This window comes from Pseudodesulfovibrio nedwellii, assembly GCF_027923765.1.
GTDB classification, from domain to species: Bacteria; Desulfobacterota; Desulfovibrionia; order Desulfovibrionales; family Desulfovibrionaceae; genus Pseudodesulfovibrio; species Pseudodesulfovibrio nedwellii.
Map to the genome: position 1 here is coordinate 2,081,207 of NZ_AP026709.1, position 11,566 is coordinate 2,092,772.

Below are 11,566 nucleotides of genomic sequence, written 5' to 3' on the forward strand. Positions count from 1 at the left end.
ACCAACATAGTCAGGGTGCCGGGCGGGAAAAAAGGAAGAAACCGAAAAGCCCCTTTCTTTTTTGGAAATTTAGTAGCATGCCCCACCCCGTTCCGTCGAGGTATTTAGGGGCTCCAAGCCGCACAAACCAAACACGGATTTAAACAATGTTTAATTCTTCCATTGACACAAATATGGAGTCCCTCTATACGGACATTTCAAACACTGTTTAAAATGCTGATTGAATAGAACGTATGGAGAAGTCATGAGCAAAGAAACGACACGGAACAAGATACTTTTTGCAGCAAGCGACGTCTTCTGTGAAAAAGGTTTTGACAAGACAAGAGTCCGCGATATCTGTGCTATCGCCGACGTCAACGTCGCGGCCGTCAACTATCATTTCGGCGACAAGCAGAACCTTTTCTATAGAGTTCTCGCCCTCTGGATGGAGGAGTTTGTCGAAAAAGCCGACCTTCAAAAACGCATGGATACCAAGACAACGCCAGAAGAAAAATTCCGCGAATACATCTACGCCGAACTGGGTTCTTTATGCGTATACAACGACCCCGAGGGGCTCACATTAAACAGAGTCCGGCTCATATTGCAGGAATTGACTGCTGAAGATCACAAACCTGAAGTCTTCGAGTGCCACAAGGAGCTGGAGCAAAAAGTCATATATCCAGTCATCAAAGAACTGATCTCTCCCTGCGAAGATCCCGAAGTCATCCACAATGCCTGCATCGCCGCCACATCCATGACGACCCATTATTTCCTCATGGCCATGGATGATCCAAAGTTCGCCTTGCAAACCATAGAGGACCTCGACTTTTCGACGGACTTCCTGACCACGTTCGCCTTGGGCGGACTTAAAGCCATCAAAGAGAAATGCCATGTATAAAAAATATCTTACTCTCGTATCCCTGTGCGCCATCATGCTTGTCACCACAGGCTGTAACGACACACCCACCGAAGCGAAAATGATCGAATCCAAAGCGGTCAGGGTCGTCACCTCAAAGGTTGAACCGATCACCATGATCGACATGCTCAACCTGCCCGGTGCAACAGAACCAGACGACGATGTCTGCGTGTCCTCGGAAAGCTCCGGTACTGTTATATGGCTCGGCGTCAAGGAAGGAGACCGGGTAAAAAGGAACGCCCTTATCGGCCGACTGGATGTCTCTTCCAGCGGCGCACGGTTCGATCAGGCAAAGGCCACCAAAAAGCTCGTCACCGAACAGCTCCGTCGTCGTCGCGAACTCCTGAAAAAGGGTGTTCTGGCCAAAGAGGAATTTGACCGCATGGAAGCTGAACTGGCCCGTTCCGAAGCCTCCCTGCGCGAAATGCAAGTCAACGTTGAATACGGCGTGGTCCGTGCTCCCATTTCCGGGATCGTCAACCACTTGTATCTGGATCGCGGCGAACGGGTGAAGGCCGGTGACATGTTCGTGGACATTGTTGATCCGTCCGTCATCCGCACGACCATCAACGTGCCTGAAATGGATATCCCTTATATCAAAAAAGGGCTGGAAGTGACTGTCACCGTGGACGCCATCCCCGGCCGCGTCTGGAAAGGCGTTGTGGATTTCATCTCTTTCAAAGCAGACAATGCATCCAAAACCTTTGAAACTCGCGTACTCACCGATAATCCTGACGGAGCAATCCGCGCAGGCATGCTCGCCCGCGTCTCTTTGGAGCGTCGCGTCCTCAAAAACGCAGTTACCACTCCACTTTACGCCATCATCAATCAGGGTGGGGAACGACTGCTCTACGTTGAAGAAGATGGCGTGGCCCGTGCCCGTACCATCGAAATCGGCGTTGTCGAAGGCGACCACGCACAAGTCACCAAAGGCCTCAAGATTGGCGACAAGTTGATCGTATCAGGTCACACACTGGTTGAAGACGGAACCAAGGTGAACGCACAATGATCATCAACAAGGCTGCCCTCAACCGACAGTCCACCGTCATGGTGCTGTTGGTCTTCATCATCATAGCCGGTCTTGCGAGCTACGCATCACTGCCCAGGGAAAGCGACCCGGACATCACCATCCCCTATATCTTCGTACAAACTACCTTTGAAGGCGTAGCCCCAGAAGATATGGAAACATTGGTCACGATGCCCATCGAACGAAAGCTCACCGGATTATCCGGCACCAAGGAAATCTCTTCCATCTCCGACGATGGCGTGTCCATCATCAAGGTCGAGTTCAACCCCGGCGTGGACATCGACGATGCCTTGCAAAAAGTGCGCGATAAGGTGGACCAGGCCAAGCCCGACCTGCCTCAGGATCTCCCTGACGATCCGATGATCAACGAAGTCAATCTTTCGGAGATGCCCATTCTGAACGTGGTGCTGTCCGGTCCGTTCACATTAAAACGACTCAAAGTCTTTGCAGAAGGGCTAGAAGATCTCATTGAAGCAGTTCCGGGTGTACTGGAGGCCAAAATCATCGGTGGTCTTGAGCGCGAAATCCATGTGGAATTCGACATGGACCGCGTAGCCTTCTACAACATCCCACTGTCCAGCCTGCTCAAATCAGTAAGCAACGCCAACGTCAACACCCCCGGTGGTTCTGTGGAGATCGGACAAGCCAAATACCTTGTTCGTGTACCTGCCGACTTCAAAACACCGGATGAAATCGACCGAATCGTGGTCCACTCACAGGATGGTAGACCCGTCTATCTGAGAGATATCGCCACCATTCGCGACCATTACAAAGACCCGACATCCATCAGCCGTTTCAACGGCAAACAATCCGTGACCATCGAAGTCAAGAAACGGGCAGGCGAAAACATCATCGAGATCAACGACGCAGTCAAACGCATCATTGATGAAGAACGGGAAATCCTGCCGCCTACACTGGCCATCGATCTGACCGCCGACAAATCGGATGACATCCGCAATATGGTCGCCGACCTCCAGAACAACATCATCACCGGCCTGCTGTTGGTGCTGATCGTCGTCTTCGCCTTTATCGGAGGACGGTCAGCCTTGTTCGTATCACTGGCGATCCCGTTATCCATGCTCATTACCTTCAGCGTACTGGACATTGTCTCCATCACACTGAACATGGTTGTGCTGTTCTCACTCATCCTCAGCCTCGGCATGCTCGTGGACAACGGCATTGTGGTCGTGGAAAATATCTACCGACACATGCACATGGGGAAAACCCGAATTCAGGCAGCCCATGACGCCACAGACGAAGTGGCCTGGCCGGTTATAGCCTCCACTCTGACCACGGTGGGCGCATTCTTCCCCATGATTTTCTGGCCCGGTATCATGGGCGAATTCATGAGCTATCTGCCCATTACGGTCATCATAGCCCTGTTCGCCTCCCTGTTTGTGGCTCTAGTCATCAATCCCGTCCTGTCTGCCAAGTTTCAAGGCATCCCCAATGTCGATGAGAAAGTGAAACCAAGCGCCATTGACCGCATGATGGAACGATTCAAGGACTTGTACCGGCCTATTTTGGAATGGTCCCTGAACCATAGGCTCACGGTCCTCGGCCTGTCCTTTGCATTCCTTGTGGTGTCCATCGTAGCCTTCGGCGCATTCGGCAAAGGCGTGGAGTTTCTGCCTACGACCGAGCCTAAACGCACGGACGTCAAAATCAAGGCTCCCATCGGCACCAATTTGGACGCATCGGATGCTATCGTGCGCGTGGTCGAGGACATCACCAAAGATTACAAAGATATTGAATACATCATAGCCAACACGGGTGAATCCGGTTCATCCGATGAAATCGGCACACATTACAGTCTGGTCAAACTCGACTTCATGGACATTCAGGATCGCTCACGGCCTTCGTCGGAAATCACAAGTGAGATCCGCGACAAACTTCAAGCCGCCATCCGTGGCGTAGAGATTCAGGCTGAATCCGAAAAAATGGGACCGCCCACCGGCGACCCCGTCAATCTTGAAATATACGGCACAGACCTGCGCAAACTCGGCGCATTGGCCGGAGCCATCAAACGCGCCATCAGGGACGTACCCGGCATGGTTGACCTCAAAGACAACTATGTGGCTGCCAAACCTGAAATCCGCGTGGATGTAGACAAAGAAAAAGCGGCTCTGCTCGGCGTGGATGCCTACACCATCTCACGGGCCGTCAAAACCGCCATCAACGGCCTCAAAGTCGGTGTCTACCGCGAAGGCAAGGATGAATACGATATCGTCGCTCGTCTGCCTAAAAAGGACCGTAATTCGCTTGAGGACATCAAACGGATCACGGTTTCCGGCCCCAATGGCGAGCCTATCCCCATCACCAGCTTATGCACGGTGACCTTGGGTGGAGGACTCGGCGGCATCAACCGTATCGACCAAAAGCGTGTGGTCACATTATCTGCCGATGTATCAGGCAGACTGGCTGAAGATGTTATTACGGATATCAAAACCCGGCTGACCGAATTCGAATTCCCACGTGGCTACAGCTATCAGTTCACCGGCGAGCAGGAAGAGCAACGCAAGGCCTCCTCATTTTTGGAGACCGCGTTCACTGCAGCCCTATTCCTCATCTTCATCGTATTGGTCACCCAATTCAATTCCATCTCCACACCGTTTATCATCCTGACCGCTGTCATCCTGTCACTGGGAGGCGTCATGGTCGGCCTGCTAATTACCGGCACGGCCTTCGGCGTCATCATGACCGGCGTCGGCGTGCTCAGTCTTGCAGGCGTGGTTGTCAATAATGCCATCGTGCTCATTGACTACTATGAACAATTGAAACTGCGAGGCGTAGAAGCGCGTGAAGCCATCATCGAAGCGGGTCTGACCCGATTCCGCCCAGTGCTGCTCACCGCCATCACAACGGTGTTGGGGCTGGTGCCCATGGCAACGGGTGTAAGCTTCGACTTCATCAACTTCCGTTTGGACACTGGCAGCGAAAGCTCTCAGTGGTGGGGCCCCATGGCCGTGGCCGTTATTTTCGGTCTCGGCATCGCCACCATTCTGACTCTAGTAGTCGTACCCTGCCTTTGCTCATTACAAGAATCGTTTAAGATTCGTGCAAAAAAACGAGCCGAAGCCAAAGCATAACCCAAACCATCCATATCAAACATTCTCAAAGGGAGGAGGTCTTGTCCTTCTCCCTTTTTTCCATTCCAGCCCTACTCAAAAAACACGTTCTGCAATGAAACAACGCACTTTGCCTTCACAGCCCGAGCTTCTCTCCTCAACTTGCTTTCCTGACCCGCCCTTGGTAGTCATATCGGAATGAAATCCTACATTTGTCCCTTGAGGAAACGTCACTCGGCTCTCGGCCGTCTTACTCGTATTTTGATGCTTGCCTTTCTGGTGTGCATGGTGGTACCCGCTCCCGTGTCTTCGGAAACCATCGGCACGGTGGATACCGTCTTCCACATGTTCTCCCGCGATGACGACATCGTGGTAGAGGCCTTTGACGACCCGGATATTCCGGGCGTGACCTGCTACTTGAGCCGTGCGCGCAAGGGTGGAGTCAAAGGTATGATAGGCGTAGCCGAAGACCCGTCCGATGCTTCCATTGAGTGCGTTTGTACCGGAGACATCACCGTACCGGAGAAAATCCGAAACGGGAAAAAAGACGGAAAAAAGGTATTCAAGAAAGGCACCTCGCTGGTCTTCAAATCCATGCAGGTCGTTCGGTTCTATGACAAGAAACGGGACGTCATTATCTACATGGTATACAGCGACAGGATGGTGGAAGGATCGCCCCAAAACAGCGTTACCGTTGTCAAAGTGAAATAAATCGTTCGGAGGAAACACGTGAGCGAAGATGAAGTAACACGCCTGGTCAATGACGTCATGTCCAACCCGGCCCTGGTCAATGAAGCAAAAGAAGTCAAGGATCAGGCTGGCATGGCGAAATTCGTCACATCCAAAGGGTACTCCCTGACGGAAGACGAACTAAAACAACTCTGGACCATGGCAGTCAACTATATGGGAGTGCAAGGATAAACATCCTTCTGCAACACGAGAACTCTCAACGGACGGGCATATGCCTGTCCGTTTTTTTTGCCCAATAAAAACTAAAATTTCCAAAGGACCCGAACATACCCGCCAAAAGCATTATCCAACTTGTGTGACGACTGGTATGATCCAGCAGAATTATACAGTCGGTATTCCCGCAAGTAATGATACTCAGGCCCGATGGACATGACAATGTCCTCATTGGGTGCATAATCCAAATACAACCCGGCCTTGGAGTGAACAACACCAAGATACCCGCTTTGATACAAAGAGTTGCCGGAATCCAGTCGATACGTCTTCTCAACCCGGGATACGGCAAAGCTAAAATTAATTGCATCCGAACCGTTCAGCACGTCGTCAGACAGTCCAAGAGACTGCAAAGTCCGACGGAGGGCCTTTTGTGACACTGCAACGGCCAGTCCAATTTCAGCCTCTCCCAAAAGATCCTGATTAAGCGGCGATAGGGCCACGGTTCTGGCGGTCAGTCCGAGCATCCACCCCTGCCAGAAATCATAGGCAATGCCGCCGTCAAAGCCGACACCCACGGCACCGGGAAAAGTTGTTTCAAAAGAGGAGGCCACTTCACCGTTAACCCAGTATCGCCAACGATCACCAACGGTGTCGTTGAGTAAACGGGCCTGCAATGTAAAATCATGCAAGATGTCCCATGGCGTCAGACTACCGCCGACACTGAAGGTCTTGGCAACTCCTTCCGTGTGCGTCCATGCGAAATCCGAAGCCATGTAAGAAAGTTTGAAAATCGAATAGTCGACTGACAGCGAGGTACGGAAGACTTCCACACCGCCAAGCCCATTGCTGAAGTCCGCACCACCCACATAATCAAAGGCCGTCTCCAGACGGAGTTTCTTGCTCACATTGGTCGGTGCAGTCAGCAAAAAATCCGGCTGGGTCGTGCTGAATTCGGTATCGGCCAAGACAACTGGCGAACACGTCAACAAAAAAACAAGGGCTATCAAAAAACGCGACATAACCGACATGGGTACGCGGTTGCCCTGTTTCTGGCAAGACCGGCAGGCCCTCTGTTACAATGTCAACGGCAATTCGATGGATTCCTGCGGACACACACTGACGCAACTGCCGCACTCATCACACCGTGCACCGTTGATGGAATAGGGTTCACCCGGAATAATAGCCTTGAAAGTACAGACTTCAAGACATTCTCCGCAACTCACACAATCATTCGTTATCCAGCAGCCAGCCTCATTGTGAGTCTCACCGCCAAAGGAAAAACGGGAGCGCAACAACTTGTGATCACGGTGTTCCTCTTCAAAATCATAATCAAAGATTTCGCCCTTGCCCTTATAAAGACAAAACAGGCGCATGGCAGGATACCGTTCCTGTTCTTCAAAAACATATTGCATTGTCTCGTCACCGGCCTCGGCCTTGATTATGATACTACCTTGGGTCACTTCACGAACTTCTCCCGTGATACGCAACGTAAAACCCGGAGCAAAATACGGCTGTCCAACCGAATTCTTTTTTTCCTTGCGACCATGAGGATAAATACCACTCACGGAAATCCGGGGATTAGCCTTGAGCTGATGATAAAAGGGCTTGGAATCCATGGTCAGGAAATACACGCCGTCCTCGTCACCACCACATACGCTGATAATGCGACTGTGCATGGCATCGCCGTCCAAAGTCGTCATAGAAAGGCAACCGATTTTGGCAATGGCCTCGTGCACTTCGTTCAATGTCATTGTAAAACCTCCATACATTCAGTTAATGGCTGTATGGTAGGGAAAGCGCACTGGAATCAACAGGAACTATCGTACAAAAGAATGGTACTTTTCTCGCATCTGCTCCCGAAAACCTGAGGGCGTGACTCCAGCCTCCCGTTTGAAGAACCGGCCAAAATAGGAAGGATCGTCAAAGCTGAGTTCAAAACAGATTTCCGACACGTTCATATCGGAGTGAGCGAGCATCCGCTTGGCGGCCATGACCATCTCGGTACGCACTATCTGGCCGGGCGTGGTCCTGGTGGCTTCCTTGACTGCAGAATTCAACCTGGACACGCTCACACCCAAGGCATCGGCGTAGTCCTGCACAGACATCTGCAAAAGGTACTTTTCGGCAACCATTTTCTTAAACAGGCGGACTAAGTCAGGCTCTCGCTCTATGGAATCCACGGTCACACTTTCAGCATACATGCGTTGCAGATTAACCATGAAGATATGGAAAAAAGCCCGCAGAACAGACACAAACCCTTCATTCCGTCCATCAAACTCTTTACGCATCTTCTCCACCAGATCAAGCAGGACCGCCGCCTGATCCGGTGAAGCATGGTACTGAGGCAAATGAGCGGAACTATAAAAAAACTCCAGATCTGCCATGTTGACAACAGGCGATTCCGGCGAGCGCATGAAATCTTCGGTAAAGGCCATGACATAGCCTTTCAAATCCCCCTCGGGCCTCCACAAATGCAGTTGGTGGGGCGACACGAAATACAAAGAATTCGACGTAATGTCATAGGGTTGAAAATCGATAACATGCACCCCCTTGCCTTCAGTCACAAACTGGATGGCAAAGTAATCATGCAAATGCGGCTCAAGAATATCCGAAACAGGACATCCCGAACCTTCTGTGAACGGCCATATTATAAAATTTGCCAAGGGATCAATCATCTCCTCGGCCTTATGAACTGTATGCGTCTCTGTCATTGGACACCTGTACCCTCTGCATCGTTGCAATGGCAAGACTCTCCGCCGTGATTCCCTGCGCTGACATGGCATCGTGACAAACCACCCTCCTTTTCCTCAAGTCGGAATATGTTGGGACCCAACATATCGCACACGCATAAGACCCTAAAGGGACTCATTCCTTCATGGCTGGCACATTTCAGCACAAAAAAAAGCCAGCCCCACAAAAGAACCGGCTTTTCACCAACATATTTCAGGCTACGGATTAGGAACCGCAGCACTTCTTGTATTTCTTACCACTACCGCACGGGCAGGCAGCGTTGCGGGAAACCTTGGGAGCCTTCTTGACCGGCGTGACCTTCTTGTCCTTCTCGGATTCGTGGTCAGTGTACTCCAGTTCCTCGGAACCTTCGTGCTTAAACTCTTCGTCCTTGACTTCGGCCTCGATGCGCAAGTGAGAAAAAGCGCGCATGACATTTTCCTTGATGGTATAAACCAGCTCGGCAAACAATTCGAACCCTTCACGCTTATATTCCTGCTTCGGATCTTTCTGGCCGTATCCACGCAGGCCGATGCCGTCACGCAGATGATCCATATTCAGCAGGTGCTCCTTCCAATTGCGATCCAAAGAATCAAGCATGAAGTAGCGCATGATTTCCTGATAATGATCTCCGGTGGAAGTTCGCAGGTACGCAAAAATATCATCCACCCATTCTGCGGCTTGTTCCCGACTCGGCAGTTCGACGTCCTGCCATGCCTCGAACCGCTCAAAATTGAAAACCTCTTCCAGACGGGCACGCACGGAATCAATGGTCTCCTGATCCGGGTCCTTCATGTCCAATACAGGTTCCAAAATGTCTTCAACGAGATCAGTGGAATATTCCAAAGCCAGTTCTTCGACTTCCTTGGCCTTCATCAGGTCATGACGCAAAGAATAAATGGCTTCACGCTGCTGATTCATGACATCGTCATATTCCAGAAGCTGTTTACGAATTTCGTAATGATGTCCTTCCACGCGTGTCTGAGATTTTTCAATGGCATTTGAGACCATCTTATTCTCAATGGCCATGCCGTCTTCCAGACCGAGCTTCTCCATAATGCCCTGCAAACGATCAGAACCGAACAGTCGCATGAGATCATCGTCCAGTGCCAAATAGAAACGGGAGGAACCCGGATCACCTTGACGACCGGAACGACCTCGCAACTGGTTATCGATACGGCGAGATTCGTGCCGCTCAGTGCCAATAATGTGTAGGCCTCCGAGTTCACACACTCCCTCGCCGAGCTTGATGTCAGTACCACGACCCGCCATATTGGTGGCGATGGTGACTTTTTTCTTGTGTCCGGCCTCAAGCACGATCTCGGCTTCCTTTTCATGCTGCTTTGCGTTGAGCACGCTATGCGGGACCTTGAGTTTCTTAAGCAACCGAGACAGTAATTCAGATTTTTCGATGGACACGGTGCCGACCAACGCGGGCTGACCACGGCGGTAGCAATCCTCGATATCCTCGGCGATAGCCTGATATTTCTGTTCCTGCGTTTTGTAGATGGAATCCGGGTTATCAATACGAACCATCGTCTGATGCGTAGGGATAACGATGACTTCAAGATTATAAATCTGCCCGAATTCAACGGCTTCGGTGTCAGCCGTACCAGTCATGCCGGCCAGCTTGTCATACATGCGGAAATAGTTCTGGAAAGTGATAGACGCGAGGGTCTGGTTCTCAGCCTCGACCTTGACATTTTCCTTGGCTTCAATGGCCTGATGCAGACCATCAGACAAACGACGCCCCGGCATGAGGCGACCCGTAAATTCATCGACCAGCACGACCTGATTGTCCTTGACGATGTACTCGACATCATTCTGGAAACAATGGTGCGCCTTGAGTGCCTGAAGCACATGATGCTGAAGTGCGATGTGCTGCGGATCAAACAGGTTATCCACGTCGAGCAACCCTTCGATTTTCTCCACACCAGCGTCAGTCAGAGTGATGGACTTGGTTTTCTCGTCCAGCACAAAATCACCATCGGGGATAGCGTCTTTGTCTTCAGGGTCAGTGGGCGAAGACTTGATCAAATTGGGAATGATGGTATCGATACGACGGTATAACCCAGAAGATTTCTCGCCGGGACCGGAAATAATAAGCGGAGTTCTCGCTTCATCGATAAGAATGGAATCGACTTCATCCACGATGGCGAAATTGAGCGGCCGCTGAACCAGCTGCTCCTTATAAAATTTCATATTGTCGCGCAGATAATCGAAACCGAACTCATTGTTGGTGCCGTACGTAATGTCTGCGTTGTAGGCTTCCTGACGTTCCTGATCGTTCAGGCCGTGCACAATAACGCCTACGGTCAAACCGAGGAAGTTGTACAATTGGCCCATCCACTCGGCATCACGGGAGGCGAGATAGTCGTTGACCGTGACAACATGCACGCCCTTACCGGACAATGCATTAAGTACAACGGCCAAAGTCGCGACAAGCGTCTTGCCTTCACCGGTCTTCATTTCCGCGATCTTGCCCTGATGGAGGACATATCCACCAATAAGCTGCACGTCATAGTGACGCATAGGCGGATCAAATACCCGCTGACCCGCTTCACGGACCAAAGCAAAGCATTCGGGCATCAGTTCGTCCAGGGTCTTTTCCCCGGCGGCAACCTGCCCTTTCCACATGGCTATCTTGGCCTGAATGTCGGCATCAGACAACGCCTGCATTTCTGGCTCAAAGGCATTCACCTGCTCGACAAGGGGCTTGATCTTCTTCAGATATCGGTCATTTTTGGAACCGAAGAGAAATTTCAGCATATATATGGTCTCCTGGGAGTCTTATGCGATCTTAGCAAGGCACACGGCAAATTCACACCGTGGCACTGTGAAGCATGATATAATCGGAATCCGCTTTGTCAACGCGACAGACGTGTGAAATCGCGGTTTTTCCCGGCGGGAATGCAATAGCACAAAGGAAAGACCAACGAAAGG

At 51.1% G+C, this 11,566-nt stretch carries 9 protein-coding genes; 5 read left to right on the forward strand and 4 right to left on the reverse strand.

The features are described 5' to 3' along the window. The first annotated feature begins 244 nt into the window (after positions 1 to 244). The 5 genes from SYK_RS09755 (at position 245) to SYK_RS09775 (ending at position 5,911) form a co-directional block, all read left to right on the forward strand. The gene (locus tag SYK_RS09755) at positions 245 to 877 is read left to right on the forward strand and encodes a TetR/AcrR family transcriptional regulator (protein ID WP_281760070.1); all 633 of its coding nucleotides are present in this window, start codon (positions 245 to 247) and stop codon (positions 875 to 877) included. After that, positions 870 to 1,904: an efflux RND transporter periplasmic adaptor subunit gene (locus SYK_RS09760; RefSeq protein WP_281760071.1), complete on the forward strand. Its 1,035-nt coding sequence runs from the start codon at positions 870 to 872 to the stop codon at positions 1,902 to 1,904. The genes SYK_RS09755 and SYK_RS09760 overlap by 8 nt, the downstream gene beginning before the upstream one ends. Further along, the gene (locus tag SYK_RS09765) at positions 1,901 to 5,011 is read left to right on the forward strand and encodes an efflux RND transporter permease subunit (RefSeq protein ID WP_281760072.1); all 3,111 of its coding nucleotides are present in this window, start codon (positions 1,901 to 1,903) and stop codon (positions 5,009 to 5,011) included. Before SYK_RS09760 ends, SYK_RS09765 begins: the two co-directional genes overlap by 4 nt. Positions 5,012 to 5,188: 177 nt before the next feature. Next, complete coding sequence (locus tag SYK_RS09770; protein WP_281760073.1) at positions 5,189 to 5,701, forward strand: CreA family protein; 513 nt, start codon at positions 5,189 to 5,191, stop codon at positions 5,699 to 5,701. 18 nt (positions 5,702 to 5,719) lie between these two features. Further along, a complete protein-coding gene (locus SYK_RS09775) occupies positions 5,720 to 5,911 on the forward strand; it encodes a Nif11-like leader peptide family natural product precursor (protein WP_281760074.1) in 192 nt (63 codons plus the stop codon). 71 nt (positions 5,912 to 5,982) lie between these two features. Here SYK_RS09775 and SYK_RS09780 read toward each other — a convergent pair whose 3' ends face one another. From SYK_RS09780 to secA, 4 genes are all read right to left on the reverse strand, one after another. Further along, a complete protein-coding gene (locus tag SYK_RS09780; RefSeq protein WP_281760075.1) occupies positions 5,983 to 6,912 on the reverse strand; it encodes a hypothetical protein in 930 nt (309 codons plus the stop codon). A gap of 54 nt (positions 6,913 to 6,966) precedes the next feature. Beyond that, positions 6,967 to 7,644 carry a 4Fe-4S binding protein gene (locus SYK_RS09785; protein WP_281760076.1) on the reverse strand — a complete coding sequence of 226 codons (678 nt, stop codon included), beginning with the start codon at positions 7,642 to 7,644 and terminating at the stop codon, positions 6,967 to 6,969. A gap of 66 nt (positions 7,645 to 7,710) precedes the next feature. Continuing rightward, positions 7,711 to 8,604, reverse strand: a complete 894-nt coding sequence (locus SYK_RS09790; protein ID WP_281760077.1) for a helix-turn-helix domain-containing protein — start codon at positions 8,602 to 8,604, stop codon at positions 7,711 to 7,713. Between the two features lie 244 nt (positions 8,605 to 8,848). Beyond that, positions 8,849 to 11,392: a preprotein translocase subunit SecA gene (secA, locus tag SYK_RS09795; RefSeq protein ID WP_281760078.1), complete on the reverse strand. Its 2,544-nt coding sequence runs from the start codon at positions 11,390 to 11,392 to the stop codon at positions 8,849 to 8,851. Positions 11,393 to 11,566 lie beyond the last annotated feature (174 nt).

Bases quoted from the DNA above. Each gene is read 5' to 3' on its own strand.
- SYK_RS09760 (WP_281760071.1), top strand. From the start codon at position 870: ATGTATAAAAAATATCTTACTCTCGTATCCCTGTGCGCCATCATGCTT.
- SYK_RS09785 (WP_281760076.1), bottom strand. From the start codon at position 7,644: ATGACATTGAACGAAGTGCACGAGGCCATTGCCAAAATCGGTTGCCTT.
- secA (WP_281760078.1), bottom strand. From the start codon at position 11,392: ATGCTGAAATTTCTCTTCGGTTCCAAAAATGACCGATATCTGAAGAAG.
- SYK_RS09755 (WP_281760070.1), top strand. From the start codon at position 245: ATGAGCAAAGAAACGACACGGAACAAGATACTTTTTGCAGCAAGCGAC.
- SYK_RS09770 (WP_281760073.1), top strand. From the start codon at position 5,189: ATGAAATCCTACATTTGTCCCTTGAGGAAACGTCACTCGGCTCTCGGC.
- SYK_RS09765 (WP_281760072.1), top strand. From the start codon at position 1,901: ATGATCATCAACAAGGCTGCCCTCAACCGACAGTCCACCGTCATGGTG.
- SYK_RS09780 (WP_281760075.1), bottom strand. From the start codon at position 6,912: ATGTCGCGTTTTTTGATAGCCCTTGTTTTTTTGTTGACGTGTTCGCCA.
- SYK_RS09790 (WP_281760077.1), bottom strand. From the start codon at position 8,604: ATGACAGAGACGCATACAGTTCATAAGGCCGAGGAGATGATTGATCCC.